18 protein-coding genes and 1 pseudogene are annotated in these 16,127 nt (G+C 35.6%); 14 read left to right on the top strand and 5 right to left on the bottom strand.

Annotation, left to right across the window (positions count from 1 at the left end):
* Both CQZ94_RS13645 and spoVR read left to right on the top strand, forming a co-directional pair.
* Entirely contained in the window at window positions 1-561 is a 561-nt protein-coding gene (locus CQZ94_RS13645; protein ID WP_105585823.1) for a nitroreductase family protein, read from the top strand.
* A gap of 114 nt (window positions 562-675) precedes the next feature.
* Window positions 676-2,091: a stage V sporulation protein SpoVR gene (gene spoVR / locus CQZ94_RS13640; protein WP_105585822.1), complete on the top strand. Its 1,416-nt coding sequence runs from the start codon at window positions 676-678 to the stop codon at window positions 2,089-2,091.
* Window positions 2,092-2,145: 54 nt separating this feature from the next.
* On the opposite strand, the gene CQZ94_RS13635 is transcribed toward spoVR, so the two are convergent.
* Entirely contained in the window at window positions 2,146-2,619 is a 474-nt protein-coding gene (locus CQZ94_RS13635; RefSeq protein WP_105585821.1) for a MarR family winged helix-turn-helix transcriptional regulator, read from the bottom strand.
* 152 nt (window positions 2,620-2,771) lie between these two features.
* On the opposite strand from CQZ94_RS13635, the gene CQZ94_RS13630 reads away from it, so the two are divergent.
* The 11 genes and pseudogenes from CQZ94_RS13630 to CQZ94_RS13580 all read left to right on the top strand — a co-directional run bounded on the left by CQZ94_RS13630 (window position 2,772) and on the right by CQZ94_RS13580 (window position 9,685).
* Window positions 2,772-3,356: a DUF3238 domain-containing protein gene (locus tag CQZ94_RS13630; RefSeq protein ID WP_105585820.1), complete on the top strand. Its 585-nt coding sequence runs from the start codon at window positions 2,772-2,774 to the stop codon at window positions 3,354-3,356.
* A 136-nt stretch (window positions 3,357-3,492) separates the two neighbouring features.
* Complete coding sequence (locus CQZ94_RS13625) at window positions 3,493-4,077, top strand: DUF3238 domain-containing protein (protein WP_105585819.1); 585 nt, start codon at window positions 3,493-3,495, stop codon at window positions 4,075-4,077.
* A 432-nt stretch (window positions 4,078-4,509) separates the two neighbouring features.
* Window positions 4,510-5,044 (top strand): annotated as a pseudogene (locus tag CQZ94_RS13620) (trypsin-like serine peptidase).
* Window positions 5,010-5,399, top strand: a complete 390-nt coding sequence (locus CQZ94_RS13615; RefSeq protein WP_105585818.1) for a DUF2606 family protein — start codon at window positions 5,010-5,012, stop codon at window positions 5,397-5,399. The pseudogene CQZ94_RS13620 and the gene CQZ94_RS13615 overlap by 35 nt, the downstream one beginning before the upstream one ends.
* 174 nt (window positions 5,400-5,573) lie before the next feature.
* Window positions 5,574-5,837 (top strand): metal-sensitive transcriptional regulator, encoded by a 264-nt coding sequence (locus tag CQZ94_RS13610; protein WP_002159198.1) that lies wholly within the window; start codon window positions 5,574-5,576, stop codon window positions 5,835-5,837.
* Window positions 5,838-5,925: 88 nt separating this feature from the next.
* Entirely contained in the window at window positions 5,926-6,486 is a 561-nt protein-coding gene (locus CQZ94_RS13605) for a sulfurtransferase TusA family protein (protein ID WP_105585817.1), read from the top strand.
* A gap of 37 nt (window positions 6,487-6,523) precedes the next feature.
* Window positions 6,524-7,654 (top strand): MBL fold metallo-hydrolase, encoded by a 1,131-nt coding sequence (locus tag CQZ94_RS13600; protein ID WP_105585816.1) that lies wholly within the window; start codon window positions 6,524-6,526, stop codon window positions 7,652-7,654.
* Between the two features lie 27 nt (window positions 7,655-7,681).
* Entirely contained in the window at window positions 7,682-7,912 is a 231-nt protein-coding gene (locus CQZ94_RS13595) for a sulfurtransferase TusA family protein (protein WP_105585815.1), read from the top strand.
* A gap of 38 nt (window positions 7,913-7,950) precedes the next feature.
* A complete protein-coding gene (locus CQZ94_RS13590) occupies window positions 7,951-8,310 on the top strand; it encodes a rhodanese-like domain-containing protein (RefSeq protein ID WP_105585814.1) in 360 nt (119 codons plus the stop codon).
* A gap of 88 nt (window positions 8,311-8,398) precedes the next feature.
* On the top strand, window positions 8,399-8,878 hold the full coding sequence (locus CQZ94_RS13585) for a DsrE/DsrF/DrsH-like family protein (RefSeq protein WP_105585813.1): 480 nt from the start codon (window positions 8,399-8,401) through the stop codon (window positions 8,876-8,878).
* 33 nt (window positions 8,879-8,911) lie between these two features.
* A complete protein-coding gene (locus CQZ94_RS13580; protein WP_105585812.1) occupies window positions 8,912-9,685 on the top strand; it encodes a sulfite exporter TauE/SafE family protein in 774 nt (257 codons plus the stop codon).
* A 34-nt stretch (window positions 9,686-9,719) separates the two neighbouring features.
* Here the strand turns inward: CQZ94_RS13580 and CQZ94_RS13575 are convergent, their stop codons facing one another.
* Window positions 9,720-10,160 (bottom strand): hypothetical protein, encoded by a 441-nt coding sequence (locus CQZ94_RS13575; protein ID WP_060750000.1) that lies wholly within the window; start codon window positions 10,158-10,160, stop codon window positions 9,720-9,722.
* Window positions 10,161-10,308: 148 nt separating this feature from the next.
* Window positions 10,309-11,523 carry an LCP family protein gene (locus CQZ94_RS13570; protein WP_142395834.1) on the bottom strand — a complete coding sequence of 405 codons (1,215 nt, stop codon included), beginning with the start codon at window positions 11,521-11,523 and terminating at the stop codon, window positions 10,309-10,311.
* A gap of 314 nt (window positions 11,524-11,837) precedes the next feature.
* Here CQZ94_RS13570 and CQZ94_RS13565 point away from each other — a divergent pair, with 314 nt between their 5' ends.
* Window positions 11,838-12,836 carry a YhdH/YhfP family quinone oxidoreductase gene (locus tag CQZ94_RS13565; protein ID WP_105585863.1) on the top strand — a complete coding sequence of 333 codons (999 nt, stop codon included), beginning with the start codon at window positions 11,838-11,840 and terminating at the stop codon, window positions 12,834-12,836.
* A 34-nt stretch (window positions 12,837-12,870) separates the two neighbouring features.
* Here CQZ94_RS13565 and CQZ94_RS13560 read toward each other — a convergent pair whose 3' ends face one another.
* Both CQZ94_RS13560 and CQZ94_RS13555 read right to left on the bottom strand, forming a co-directional pair.
* On the bottom strand, window positions 12,871-14,526 hold the full coding sequence (locus CQZ94_RS13560) for a Na/Pi cotransporter family protein (protein WP_105585810.1): 1,656 nt from the start codon (window positions 14,524-14,526) through the stop codon (window positions 12,871-12,873).
* 565 nt (window positions 14,527-15,091) lie between these two features.
* On the bottom strand, window positions 15,092-16,078 hold the full coding sequence (locus CQZ94_RS13555) for an NAD(P)-dependent alcohol dehydrogenase (RefSeq protein ID WP_105585809.1): 987 nt from the start codon (window positions 16,076-16,078) through the stop codon (window positions 15,092-15,094).
* Window positions 16,079-16,127: the final 49 nt, after the last annotated feature.

The raw sequence follows: 16,127 nt of genomic DNA, 5'->3' as shown, positions 1-16,127 counted from the left end.
ATGACTACATATACTTCCATCGCAAACGTTATTAAAGAAAGACGTTCTGTTCGTACATTTACAGATAAAGAAGTAGAAAAAGAGCTATTAATTGAACTATTAAACGATGCAACATGGGCACCAAATCATAAACATCGCGAGCCATGGAATTGTAAATTATACATTGGAGAAGGCCGTCAGAAATTAGTAGACGCAGTATTAAACTCTTTCACAGAAGAAGAAAGAGCGAAACGCGGCAAAACTTTATCTGACCGTTTCTTAAGCACACCTGCACAAATCGTTGTGTACATTAATGAAGATCCGCGTCAAATTCAACGTGACGAAGATTACGCTGCAACATGTGCATTTATGCAAAACTTCCAATTACTTGCTTGGGAACGCGGCTTAGGATGTGTTTGGAAATCAGGTGGATTAAATTACAATCCACTATTTATAGAAGGAATCGGTTTAACAAGAGGTCAACGCATCGTTGGAATTCTTCACATCGGCTATTTCGATAAAGCACCAGAAGGAAAAGCTCGTACACCGATTACGGAGAAGATGGAGATTATTGAAGGTTAATTTGGGGGGCATTCTCGTTTTTGCGAGGGTGTCTTTTTATTATGCAATCAATCCTCATGAAAGCTTGTTCCTCATCATACACTTTCTTAAGGGAAAGTGTAAGGAGGGAAAATAATGAGAGCAAGTGAAGATAAAGCATTGCAATATGCGATTGCGGAAATTACGGAAATTGCGACTGGATTTGGGCTTGATTTTTATCCGATGCGTTATGAAGTATGTCCAGCGGAAATTATTTATACATTTGGTGCATATGGGATGCCGACGAGGTTTTCACATTGGAGTTTTGGAAAGCAATTTTTCAGAATGAAATTACAATACGATTTAGGACTTAGTAAAATTTATGAACTCGTTATTAACTCTGATCCATGTTACGCCTTTTTATTAGATACGAATTCTTTAATTCAAAATAAACTAATCGTGGCGCACGTTTTAGCGCACTGTGACTTCTTCAAAAATAATATTCGTTTTTCTAATACGAAACGTGATATGGTGGAGAGCATGTCAGCAACAGCTGAACGTGTGAAAGCATATGAGCATAAGTACGGAAAAGCAGAGGTAGAAACGTTCTTGGATGCAGTACTTGCCATTCAAGAACATATAGATCCATCACTTATGCGCCCGAAACTTGCATGGAGTATTGAAGATTTAGAAGAGGATGTAGACAAGAAAAAGATATCGCAGTACGATGATTTATGGAATTTAGATGATCGAAACAAAAAGAGGGAAAGACCTAATATGCATAAAAAGAAGAAAATCCCTCCGCAACCAGAAAAAGATTTACTCCTCTTTATTGAAGAATACAGCCGTGAGCTAGAAGAGTGGCAGCGCGACATATTAACGATGATGCGCGAGGAAATGTTATATTTCTGGCCGCAGCTTGAAACGAAGATCATGAATGAAGGCTGGGCTTCCTACTGGCATCAACGCATACTTCGTGAAATGGACTTAACATCTGGTGAAGCAATTGAATTTGCGAAATTAAATGCAGGTGTCGTACAGCCATCAAAAACAAGTATTAATCCATACTACCTCGGTATTAAAATGTTTGAAGATATTGAAGAACGCTATAACAATCCGACAGAAGAAATGAAGCGACGCGGTGTGAAGCCTGGTTCTGGTCGTGAGAAAATGTTTGAAGTACGGGAAATTGAATGGGACGTATCGTTCCTAAGAAACTACTTAAATAAAGAACTCATAATGAGAGAAGATATGTACTTATTCCAGCGCCAAGGTAAGGAATATAAAGTAATTGATAAAGAGTGGGAACCTGTGCGTGATCAACTCGTAAATATGCGTACAAATGGAGGTTTCCCGTACTTAGTAGTGGAAGATGGAGATTACTTAAAGAATGGGGAATTGTACATTAAACATAGCTATGAAGGAATCGAGTTAGACTTAAAATACTTAGAAAAAGTATTGCCGTATCTTCATCAGCTATGGGGAAGAACGGTGCATATGGAGTCGATTGTGGAAAGTAAGGGCGTTGTGTTTTCTTATGATGGGAAGATGGTGCATCGGAAGTATGTGTGATGAAAAGAACGGACATAGAATTTCTTGTCCGTTCTTTTTATTTGGAGTTTTTGTTTACCAAACAGGTCGTATGCTCGATGATAATTTCCCTGTATTTTCTTTAGTAACAAATGTTGTTAAATCTTCTTTAAGCATTTGCATTCGTCCTGCACCTATGTTTGCAATCCATCGCTGTTCTATTTCAGCTACTATTTCTTCTTTTACTTTCATTACTGACAAACCACGTTCGGTTAGAACGATGATTTTACCTCTTTTATCAGTAGGGTGAGTTTGGCGCGTGACATAACCACTGTTCTCCAGAGAATCTACCATTTTACTTATGGCTTGTTTTGAAACCCCTAAATATTCAGCTAGTTCTATACCTGTTGCTCCATTAGGAAGGATGCGTTTGAACATAAAACCATGCGCTGGTCTAATATCTTCAAATCCCAATTCACTTAATCTGTCATGTAGTTCAGTAATTAATGTGCTGAAGGATAATGATAAAAGTGAAGTGAGATCTAATTCGTTAAATGTTTGATGATCCATGTATATAACCTCCTTACTTATAGTCAATCAAATTGACTATAAGTAAAATCTATTGTACTATACAGGATATAGTCAATCAAATTGACTATATGATAGTGATAGAACAAATAATGATTTATCTAAATAAAATCAATGAATTATGGAGGTTTCACATGGTTAATATCGTTAAAATTAGAGGGAGTGTATTTGCACCGTATGCTTCGCTGAAACCTATTCAGGATCCTGCAACAGGAAGAGTGTTTGAATATGCCGGAGATGCACGTGAGTTTACACCATACGCTGTGAACACAAAGCGTTCAAGATTAGAACAAGAAGTGAATATTGATTTTTATAAAAGAGAAATTTTCACATATGCAGATGCTTGTATCGTTACTGTGAAAATTACAAATCCAGATGGCTCAATTGAGTATCAAAAAGGAGAAACAAGTACAGAAAACATTGCATGTACAAATATTGTATGGAGTGAAGATGAAGTTTCATTTGAAATGAGAGCAAGTGCAAGTAATCCGTTAAACGCGGCAGCACCTGCAGCTGATTATTTTTTGACTATACGAGTTAATGAAAGTGGTACTGTGCATGTTGAAGGTGTACATGATGGTTTCCCTTGCTATGAATTTTATAAACAAATAGACTTTGGTTCATTTGAATTAATATATACACATGATTTCAGGGAAACGGATGATACCCCAGCAGCACTAGCTGGAGAAATGGAATATAGCTTTAAAACGAAAATCTAGATATAAATATAGCGCTATTTTTCAGAAGGAAGTAGCAAACGTAAAAGAGAAAGCTATTGGTTCTGGGACCGAAATTGTGGTCTATTTTATTCAATAGTATGGAGTATATAAAATTAGAATTATAGGGGTGTTTCTTATGACGAATATCGTTAAAATTAGAGCCAGTGTATTTATTCCAATGTCTTGGACGGAACCGAGTAAGGATGTACAAACAGGGAGAGTAATACAATTCGAAGGTGATTCACGTGAATTTACACCACATGCGGTAAATACTATGCGCTCTAGAGTTGAGCAAGAGGTAGTAGTAGATTTTTATAAAGAAGAAGTGTTTTCATATGCAAACACGGGTATTACGACAGAGAAGATTACAAATCCAGATGGTTCTGTGAATAAAAGAACAGGAAAAGCGAGTACTGAAAATATTGTGTGTACTCATATTGCATGGAATTCTGATGGTGTACAATTCAAAATGAGTGCAAGCGCTAGTAATCCGTTAAATGTATATGCACCACCTGTAGATTATTTATTAACTGTATGTGTGAACAAGGATGGTAGTATCGATATTCAAGGAGAGCATGATGGATTCCCTTGTTATGAATTTTATAAACAAGTAGATTTCGGTTCATTTGAACAAATTTATACACATGATTTTAGAGAAACTGGTGATACAGCTGAAGCTTTAGGTGGAGAGATGGATTATAGTTTTACAAAGAGATTATAGGAAGTAGGATAATAAAACGGTTGATTCCTTCATTCGTAAATGAAATGAATTTTTTGTAGTAGATATATTGTATTAGCCATAGTCATAGTATCCCCCGCCGAGTATTAGCCATCACCAATTGGGCATTTACGGGAAGTTGATCTCCCACCTAACTCCTTTTCTTTACAGCCGAATCCTTGGAAGAACTAAGCTTTTTTAACTCAAAGTAAAGAATGTAAATAATTTTATTGTTTTGTTAAGTCAATGTAATTAATAATGATAATCATTATTAATTACATTGACTTCTAAGAAAAGAAAAATTAGAATTTATAAAGGGGATCCTCAATTGTTCGCTATCATTTATATAGGAGGTAAGTTAAAGTGTATAGCTTTATTTCTATAAGATGTAGATTGGTTCTTTACAGTTTTGGTGTTCTCTTTATCTTTTTTTATATGGTATTTTGGGTGAAACAGAAGGTATATGCAGAAGATGTACCTTGGACATCAGTTTCGAATGAGGGAGAAAGAGTACTTTTTCAAGAACAATCTTTGTATAGTAATGATCTAAGAGGAGAAGATCTTGTTTCGCCTTCGTTTGAAGGGCGTAAACATGGTAGGGAAGATTGGGGATATTTATTGGAAAATACTAAGTTAAATTATTCACCTAATATTCTTACCTATTCTGTTATAGGAATAGATGATCGAATACGGGTCAATGATACAACTTCATATCCGTATAGCGCTATAGTCTATGTAGCAACTCAGTATAATAATGGAGAAATTTATGGGTGTAATTGAAGGCGTTAACCCTAGAATTTTAACATATAGGATTGATACTTATGAGGGGCAAAGTGGATCACCTGTATACCATTATTTTGATACGGGTGTCAGAATAATAGCCATTCATACAAGAGGAAATAAAAATATGAATTCTGGAAATCGGATAACAGACGATGTTTTTAATAATATTAAAAAATGGTCTGAATAAATATAGTAAGTCTATTGGGATTTTGTTTTGTATATTGGTCATAATCTTGATGTCTAGTTTTATAGCAAATAATGAGGAGAATGCTAGTAAGGTTGGTAATCCTATAACTTTCTATGTTCAGAATAAAGAGAAACAACCGATAAAAGATTTTGAAATTATGCTTATAAAAGATGAATCACCTGGGCCTAGCAAAGAAATCGTAATTTCGATAGGGAAGACTAATCAAGAAGGAAAATTCATTTGGAAGACTCCCAGAAAAGGGAAGTATATAATTTTACTGCCGAATAATGAGAAAAAAGCGATTGTGATTAATGATAGAAATGTAGCTGAATTAATAACGATTAACGTAAATTAATGAATAAGGATAGGCCGAAACCCGCCATATGGTTGATTCGGTCTATTTTTATATGGTTAGAAAGTATATAGGCTTAAAATTAAAAACTTTGCAATATACCCTTGAGGGTATATGATATTATACAAAGTTACAAAGTAATGTATAATATAGTTATAATTACGGAGGTGTTCTACAGTGGAATATAATCAAGATATGAAAAATAGATTGAAACGTATTGAAGGTCAAGTTCGTGGTGTGCTTCGCATGATGGAAGAGGGAAAAGATTGCCGAGATGTTATTACACAGTTAACTGCATCCCGTTCTGCGCTAGATCGTACAATTGGACTTGTTGTGGGAACAAATTTAGAGCAATGTTTGCGCGAGCAGTTTGAAAAAGGTAATGGCTCAAATGAAGAGTTAATTAAAGAAGCTGTTCAATTACTAGTAAAAAGCCGGTAATCTGTCAAACATATGTGTTGACAGATTTTCAAAAACACCTTAACATACCCCTGCAGGTATATGTATAATAATTAGGGAGGAAATGATTATGAGTATAAAAGTTGATACGAGTTTAGACTGTAAAGGCTTGGCTTGTCCGATGCCAATTGTGAAGACAAAAAAGGCGATGAAAGGATTGGGATCAGGACAAGTTATTGAAATAGAGGCAACGGATAAAGGGTCTACGTTAGATCTGCAAAGTTGGACGACTAAAGTAGGGCATCAATATATCGGAACGAAACAAGAGGGAGATATATTGATGCATTATGTAAGAAAAGCCCACGAACATGAAGTGAATGAAGTTGTGAAATATCCTCATACAATTACGAATGTAGAATTACAGGATATATTATCTTGCGGAGAAGAGTGCATCGTACTAGATGTTCGCGAAGCAGCGGAATTTGCTTTTGGTCATATTCCATCCGCTATTTCGGTGCCACTAGGTGAACTAGACAGTGCATCGTTAGATCAGACAAAGCAAATTTATGTTGTTTGCCGAACTGGTAACCGTAGTGATATAGCGTGTCAAACGTTGAAAGAAAAAGGTTTTTCAAACGTGAAAAATGTCATTCCAGGTATGTTAGAGTGGCAAGGGAATATAGAGAAGTAAATTTTTTTAAATTAAAATATACCATGGGGGGTAAAAAATGAGTGTTAAACCGTTACAAGCAAAAGATATAGCAGAGAAAGTTTTATTTGGAGAGTTGTTTATTTTAGATGTTCGGAATGAAGCGGATTATGAAGAATGGAAAATTGAAGGGAAACAAATTTCTTCAATGAATAAACCGTATTTTGATTTATTAGATGGTGTAGAACATATTGTAGATGAATTACCGAGGGAGAAAGAGATTTTAGTTGTATGTGCGAAAGAGGGTTCTTCTCAGTTTGTCGCAGAGCAATTGTTAGATGAGGGTTTCAATAATATTTATTATTTAGCTGGCGGTATGAAAGCTTGGAGTGAGTATGTGAAGCCGGTAAAGGTAGGGGATGTACAGGGCGGGGGAAGTATATATCAATTTAATCGTCTTGGAAAAGGATGCTTATCTTATATGGTAGTTTCAAATGGTGAAGCAGCAGTCATTGATGCGGTGAGAACGATTGAAGCATACGAAGATTTTGCAAAAGAACATGGAGTTACTATTACTAACGTAATGGATACACATCTACATGCAGATCATATTTCTGGTGGGCATAAGTTGGCTGAAAAAGTCAGTGGTACGTATTGGTTACCTCCAAAAGATGCGGAGGAAGTTGTTTTCTCTTACGAACCGCTAGTAGAAGGCACTGTTATTACGGTAGGGGGTACCCTAATTAATATTGATGCACTATACTCACCAGGGCATACGATTGGAAGTACATCATTTATTGTAGATGAGACGTATTTATTATCAGGTGATATTTTATTTGTAGATTCAATTGGTCGTCCCGATCTTGCCGGGAAGGCGGAAGACTGGGTAGGGGATTTGCGAAGTACTTTATATACACGTTATAAGGAATTATCGCAAGAGTTAATTGTTTTACCAGCTCATTATTCAAAAATAAGTGAAATAGATGAGAGTGGTATTGTAAGTGCAAACTTAAAAGAATTATTTGAGTCGAATACAGGATTAAACATTAAATGTGCGGATGAGTTTCGTAAAATCGTAACAGAGAATTTACCACCGCAGCCGAATGCTTATGAAGAAATTCGTCAAACGAATATGGGGAAAATCCATCCGAGTGTGGAAGAAGAGCGTGAAATGGAGATTGGTCCAAATCGTTGTGCAGTTCATGAATAATGATATAAACAAAAAATGGAGGTATAGATGATGAATATAAAACAAGTATTAGATGCGAAAGGTTTAGCATGTCCGATGCCGATTGTAAGAACGAAGAGAGCGATGGATACTTTACAATCTGGAGATGTGTTAGAAGTACATGTAACGGATAAAGGGTCGGTAAAGGATATTCCAGCATGGTCAAAAACAGGCGGTCATGAAATAGTAAAGCATAATATAGAAGACGATGTGCTGAAATTTTGGATTAAGAAGGCATAGGGAAGAACTAGTTTTGTAAAGGCGGAGAGGGTGGTTATATGAATACAATATTTAGTACGCTTTTCATTGTACTTGCTGCATGGTTTGTTATTTCACGTTTTTTACCGGTGAAAGGTGTTCAAAATATAAATGGAAAAGAATTGAAGAGTATAGCGGGAAAAAAGGGAAAACAATTTATCGATGTTCGTACAGTAGGTGAATATAGAGGAAATCATATGAAGGGATTTCAGAATATCCCGCTAAATGAGTTAGCTAGTAAAGTAAATCAGTTAGATAAAAATAAGGAAGTAATAGTTATTTGTCAGAGCGGGGTGAGAAGTAAACAAGCAGCAAAAGTATTAAAGAAATTAGGATTTCAGCGCGTTATAAATGTTTCAGGCGGTATGAACGCTTTGTAAGGGGAAAGTAGTATCGGGTGTAGCTAGATAATTTGAACCTTTTTACAACTTTTAAAATACCCCTATAGGTAATAAGGAGGAGAACAACATGGAACAACAGAAGAAAACGACGATTGTTTTATTTAGTGGAGATTATGATAAAGCGATGGCAGCTTACATTATTGCGAATGGTGCAGCCGCGTACGATCAAGAGGTGACTATTTTTCATACTTTCTGGGGTTTAAATGCCCTTAGGAAAGATGAGCATGTGAAAGTAAAGAAAACGTTTATAGAGAAAGTGTTTGGGAAAATGATGCCGCGCGGCGCTGATAAGATGGGATTATCAAAAATGAATTTTGCTGGTATGGGGCCAAAAATGATTAAAGGTATTATGAAAAAACATAACGCAATGCCTTTGCCAGATTTAATTGATATGGCGAAAGAACAGGGAGTTAAGCTTGTAGCTTGTCAAATGACAGTAGATTTATTAGGGTTAAAAGAGGAAGAGATTATGGAAGGGGTAGAGTTTGCAGGAGTAGGTGCATATTTAGCAGATGCTTCGGATGGGAATGTGAATTTATTTATTTAAATCACCTTCTTTTTAGAAGGCAGGGGATACAATATGAGTTTAACAGTACTACTTTTTATTATTGGGTTTATAGGTTCGTTTATTTCAGGAATGGTTGGGATTGGCGGTGCAATTATTAATTATCCGATGATCTTATACATTCCAGTATTGCTAGGATTTGCTGGATATACATCACATGAGGTGAGTGGTATTACAGCGATTCAAGTATTCTTTGCAACTTTTGCAGGCGCGTGGGCGTACAGGAAAAGTAACGATATGGATAAAACGTTAGTTGTGTATATGGGAGCTAGTATATTAATAGGAAGCTTTGTAGGTAGCCTTAGCGCGAATTTATTAAATGAGCATGCTGTAAACATTGTTTACACATTATTAGCTACTATTGCGGCTATTATGATGTTTATACCAAAGCAAAGCGATCGTAAGGGATCAGAGGGAATTATGTACAATAAATGGCTAGCTAGTTTGCTAGCGTTTAGTGTAGGAAGTGTTTCCGGCATTATTGGGGCCGGTGGTGCATTTCTTTTAGTCCCGATTATGCTAGTTGTTTTAAAACTACCGATACGTACGACAATAGCAACATCTATCGCTATTACTTTTATTTCCTCGATAGGAATTACTACTGGGAAAGTGATTACTGGACAAATAGTTGTTATTCCGGCTCTTATCGTTGCGATAGCAAGTTTATTTGCCGCTCCTCTTGGGGTGAGAGTAGGGAAGAGAGTGAATCAAAAAGTTTTGCAATATGTATTATCTATTTTAATTGTAGGAACTGCGATAAAGATGTGGATCGATATGATATTGAAGTAAAAGGATGGTGCTGCTTGCAGCCCATCCTTTTATTTTATGCCCAAATAACTTTCATTAAGTTCTTATATTCATCGTTTGCCAGTTTATATAGCATTCTCGTATGTTCAAAGACAAGTGCAGGATTAAAGTTTGGTTCTGAGAATGCAAGAGATGTTGAAATATCAATTGCATTTTGTTTGTTTAGCGTGAATTTTGCAAATCGATAAGATGTGTTTAATTCATTGATGACATGTAAAATGTCATTTTTTGATGTTGAATCAGGTACAAGAGCAACATTGAAGCAGTATATATCCACGGCAGGATGTTCGTTTTGGAAAGCAGCGATAAGTTGAATTTTTGCGCCAGCTTCTGTTTCTAATCCTACTGAGAAATGTACAGAACCATCATTTTCATCTATATTTTCTTCCATGTATATATCGTTTGATTTTAAGTACTCTTTAAAATCTGAAATGTTATGTTTTACTGCAGCTTTCATATGTGTGAGCCCCCTGATAATTGGAATAGATTACTATTATTTATTATAATTTAAAAATATTAAAAAAGATAGTTGGAAAGTTCTGATTTTTAATTTTGAAAGAATTAAAAAGAAGCAGTGCTCTACCTCCATAGAGCACTGCTTCACTTTATTCATTGTTATTAGACGATGTTTCTGTATCTTCACTGTTATTCTTATTTTGAGTTTCATCGTTACTTGATTCGCGTTCACTCGTATTTTCAGACTTAGATTCTTTTGTTTTCTCTGAGCTTGTTTTTTTCGAATTAGAATCAGAATCAGAATTAGATTTTGTATAGGCAGGTAGTCCAAGGTGACTACGAAGTTCGTTTGTAACATTAGCTAATTCTTTTTTATCTGGATTGTAGTAGTAAGTTCGGCCACCACCAGGAGACTTACTACATGTATCATCACCTTTTGCCATGTAACAATCTTCACCTTCAATTTGTAATTTCTCAATTGAAGAATCTGCTCCATATTTATAGAATGAAAGCATATCGTCGAATGTTAAGTTTGTAACGAATTGTCCGTTAATATCATCAATGATGTTACCAACTTTTGTTACGGATCCAACGCTTGTTAGTTTCTTTAAAATGGCTTCGATAACGAGTTGCTGACGTTGACCACGCATCGCATCACTATCAATGTGTCGTGTTCTAGCAAGAGCAAGAGCCTCTTCGCCATTTAACTTTTGAACACCTTTTTGCAGGTGAATTGCCTCAGCATTATCATTGCTATCTTGCTCAGTAAATTCAACTGGTACATCAACTTCAATACCGCCTAGGTCATCGACGATTTTTATAAATGATTTAAAGTTAAATTTTACAAAGTAATCGACGGGAACATTCATTAATTTTTCAACTGCATCAATACTAGCTTGTGGTCCACCATCTTTTCCGTTTTTAGTAGAACCAAATGCATGAGCGTGTGTAATTTTATCTTTTTTCTTTTCCACTGGAATATAAGTATATGTGTCTCGTGGAATACTTAATAGCTTTACAGTTTTGCTATCTTTATTAAAGGTTGCAAGTAATAATGCATCCGTTCTTATAGCTTCACCATATTCTTTCCCGCGGACATCACTTTCATCAACACCCATTATTAAAACAGATACATTATTCGTAATAGGTTTTACAGCTTTATCACGTAAATCAGATTTATCACCGCGCGCTAAATCGTGAGCGGCATTTCGAATAGCAGAAGATGCTTTATTTACTAAAAACCAAGTATAACCGCCACCTACTATTAAAACTAATAGAATAACGCTTATAATAATTTTTGTTTTTTTCTTACTATTTTTCGGTTTACTTCGTGTATTTTCTTGCAAAGGTGGGTTTTGCTCCATTTCTTGTACTCCTTCATTTGGATTGAAATACGACACTCATATCCACTTATTATAATGAAATTTAGCGAAAAAAAACATTACAAATCATTTACATTTCGTAAAAATTCAATTTATTTATAAAAAGTCAGATTTTCTATATTTTATTTTAAAGATGTAGAACAAGTATAATGTGTTTTAGTAGAAATGAAAATATGTATTGTGAGAAAGTGATAGAGAAGTAAGATTTGTTGAAATATAGCCAAGAAGAAGCGAATAGATATATGGGTATTTCTTATATAATAAAGAAGGATTTTACGGATGAAGGAGAGAGCATAATGAATTATACATCATTCCGAGCGATGGTCGTGAAAGAAAAGGAAAATAATCAATTTGAAAGAACCTTTGTTGAGAGAGAAGTAAATAGTTTACCTGAAGGGGACGTAGTAATACGTGTTCATTATTCTTCATTAAATTATAAAGATGCCCTTTCAGCTAATGGTAATAAAGTTGTAACGAGAACATACCCTCATACACCTGGTATCGATGCGGCAGGAGAGGTTGTTAGTAGTAGAAATGCCTCCTTTAAGGAAGGGGATCAAGTTATTGTAACTGGATATGATTTAGGTATGAATACTTCTGGTGGTTTCGGAGAATATATTCGCGTGCCATCATCTTGGGTCGTTCCTTTACCAGAAGGAATGTCTTTGAGGGAAAGTATGATGTATGGGACAGCAGGTTTTACGGCTGCCTTATCGGTATATAAGCTTATTAGAGCGGGAATTACGCCTAATATGGGAGATGTTTTAGTGACTGGTGCTACGGGCGGAGTAGGTAGTGTAGCAGTTAGCATTTTAGCGAAGCTAGGATATAACGTAGTAGGATCAACTGGGAAAATGGAAGAAGAACAGATGCTACTACGTCTAGGAGCGAAACAAGTTATTCATCGTGAAGAATTGAATGATAAGTCCGGGAGACCGATGTTGAAGAGTGTATACGCAGGTGTTGTCGATACAGCAGGTGGAAACATGTTAGAAAGTTCTTTAAAGGTAGTTAAGTATGGAGGCTGTGTAACAACGTGTGGTAACGTAGCAGGGCATGAATTAAATACAACTGTATACCCATTCATATTGCGAGGGATTAGCCTTTTAGGAATAGATTCAGTTCAATGTCCAGTAGATATGAGAAGAGAAGTGTGGGCATTGCTAGCCGGTGAGTGGAAAAATTCAGAGCTATTATCTTATACAGAAGAATGTACATTAAAAGAATTAGATGAGAAGTTTGCACTTATACTGCAAGGAAAGTTAAAAGGAAGAACGGTTGTAAAGATGAAATGAAAAAAGAGACGCTCAAATTAGCGTCTCTTTTCTATTATAATGATTGTTTTAAATTTACTTTTCCTTGCTCACCTAAAACGCCATCAGCAATATTTACAGCGTGATCACCGATACGCTCTAAGTTACTTACCATATCAACGAAAATGATGCTTGCATCACCTGAACAGCTACGTTCGTTTAAACGTAATACATGACGTTTACGAAGAACACGTTCCATTTGGTCAATTTTACGTTCTTTCGCAATAACCGTTTGAGCTAGTTCAGTGTCGAAGTTTGTTAAAGCATTGATTGCATCTTGTAATGTTGAAATTGTTAATTCAAGCATTTCATTTAATTCAGCTAGTGCTTCGTCTGATAGTGAAACACGGTTTGAAATTTGGAAATCTACAAGTTCTACCAGGTTTTCTACATGATCACCGACACGTTCAATATCTCCAACAACACCTGCTAAAACTGAATGTTTTTCAGAGTCTGTAGGTGAAAGTGGTTTTTCTGATAGTAAAACTAAATACTCGGTAATTTTTTTATCTAAATTGTTAATAGCTGCTTCTAATTGAGTAGCCATGTCAGCGTGTTTTTTGTCTTGTGTATTTAAAAATTGATTTGCTTCTTTTAATCCATTTAATGAGAACTCAGCCATGCGAACAATTTCTTTTTGCGCTTCTGTTAGTGCGATAGCAGGAGATTGTTCAATAAAGATTGGATTTAAATGTTGCGGTTTAAAATCAATAGCGGAATCTTCACCGCGAATGATTTTTGTTACAATCCATGCTAACACTGCAATGAATGGGAACTGAATAACTGCATTCGTTATGTTAAATGTTCCGTGAGCAAATGCGATTGTCATTTCTGGATTTAAGTTTAATGATGTTTGGAAATATTGAATTAAACTTGTAAATGGTACTAATAAAATTGTAAAGATGATTGCACCGACGATATTAAAGATAACGTGAACTAATGCTGCACGTCTTGCTGCAATAGAAGTACCGATTGCTGCTAATACAGCTGTAATTGTTGTACCGATGTTATCACCAAATAATACAGGAAGAGCAGCTTGTAAATCGATTGCACCTTGACCGAATAATTCTTGTAAAATACCGATTGTCGCACTTGAACTTTGTACAATTAAAGTGAAGACTGTACCAACAACGATTCCTAAGATTGGGTTATCACTCATACTAACCATTAATTCTTGGAATGATTCTAAAGAGCGAAGAGGTTTCATACCTGAGCTCATCAATTCTAAACCAAAGAATAACATACCAAAACCGAATATAACTTGACCTAAAGAATGTACTTTTTTATTTTTAAAGAAGAATAATAAGATTGCTCCAACTGCCATAATTGGAAGAGCGTATTCTCCGATTTTAATCCCGATAATAAATGCAGTAACTGTCGTTCCAATGTTCGCACCCATAATAACACCAATTGCTTGTCTTAATGTCATAAATCCGGCACTTACAAGTCCGACTGTTAAAGCGGTTGTTCCTGAACTTGATTGAATTAATACTGTAACTAACATACCTGCTAGTACACCCATAAGAGGGTTTGTTGTAAAACGATCTAGAATATCGCGAAGACGATCTCCAGCTGCTTGTTGCAGTCCATCGCCCATGTATTTAATCCCGAATAAGAAAATACCTAATCCACCAATGAACTGGAAGATCATATCTTGAATATTGTATTCCACGCATTCCACTCCTTAAATTTCATGTACGATGTAATTATTAACTAAACCTTGAGGCACTGTAAACGGTTTGTCTGTAAAATTTACACTAAATTTACAAAGTGATAAAAAGTTTACAATTCTTTAAAGAAACACCTGGATTTAATTGGTTTTTTAGATGATATATCTGATCGGTTTGTAAAGAAGTCACATTTATCACACTATTTGCGGATAGTAAAAATAGGAGAGGTAAACTATCCAAATTGGATGCGCTAAGTAAAGTGTCACCGTATTTATAATAATGATTCTTTGTATATTTTTTGATTAAAGTTAGAAAAATATGTAGGGGAAATGGGGGAGGTTTGAAATGAGTGTACTGATGAAAGTAAAAAAAACGATTGAAGTATCTTAATCTACTTCTTTGGAGTGCTTGCAACATTAAAAAAGAGCAATTCGCATATGAATTTGCTCTGGTTTTTTATGTTAAAAAAATTTGAGTACTTCGTATTGTAAAAACTGTGTGCAGTGTGCTTGTTTATCATGCTATTTGTGGGAGATAAAGCTACCCACTGATTAAAGTTTCACTTTATTAGGAGTTGTCGTTATGTTTCAAGTTTATGACGACATTTCCCTTTTTGTGTCCTTTTTCAACATATATGTGAGCTTCAACAATTTCCTCAAAAGTGTATTGCCTATCAATGACCACTTTTATTTTACCGTTCTCAACAAGTTCTTTAAGGAAATTTAATGCTTCGGAAGTTTCAGGTGCGTTTTGACTTAATATTAGTCTCTTGCGACTTGTCAATTTAGTCCATAGCATTTGAGCACTCGGTAACGGTTCAACGATATTTATATAGGTACCATCTTCCTTTAACTTTTTAATACAATCTGAAAAGGAACTCCTATTTACCGCTTCAAAGATAACATCATAAGTTTCGTCTGTAGTAGAAAAATTTTTTGTTGTGTAATCAATTACTTCGTCAGCTCCTAGAGATTTTACCAATTCTAAATTTGAGCTACTGCACACCCCTGTAACTGTTGCCCCAAAATACTTGGCAATTTGTACTGCATAACTTCCTACGCTTCCAGAAGCTCCATAAATAAGGACGTTTTGACCGCTCTGAACGTTAGCTTTTTTAAGGAAGAACAAGGCTGTACGTGCCCCGATTGGAATGGCTGCAGCTTCTTCATAGGTTATATTGGAGGGTTTCATGCACACTGGTCCATCTTCAGGTAGACAAATATACTCAGCATAAGAACCAAAATTTACTTGGGTAGCTGCAAAAACTTGGTCTCCTTTTTTAAATCGTGTGACGTCTTTTCCTATTGATTCAACTTCGCCAGCCAATTCCATTCCTAGTATTTGTTTTCTCGGTTGCTTAAAGCCAAGTGCGATTCGAGCAGGTAGCCAAACAGAAGAGGGAACAGTAAAACTCCGTGAGCGAATATCTCCTGCTGTTACGGTTGTAGCTTTTATTTTTACTAGTATTTCGTTTTCTTTAGGAGTAGGTTTTTCTACCTCTTTCAGTTGGAGAACGTCAGGGGGACCGTATTTTGTGTACATTATGGCCTTCATTATATTTCCTCCAATTCGTTCTATATATTAATATCATACGAACAACATG

The organism is Bacillus sp. MYb209 (assembly GCF_002975175.1).
Lineage (GTDB): Bacteria > Bacillota > Bacilli > Bacillales > Bacillaceae_G > Bacillus_A.
The sequence above is the reverse complement of the archived record's forward strand: the minus strand, read 5'-3'. Positions and strand labels throughout refer to the sequence as shown.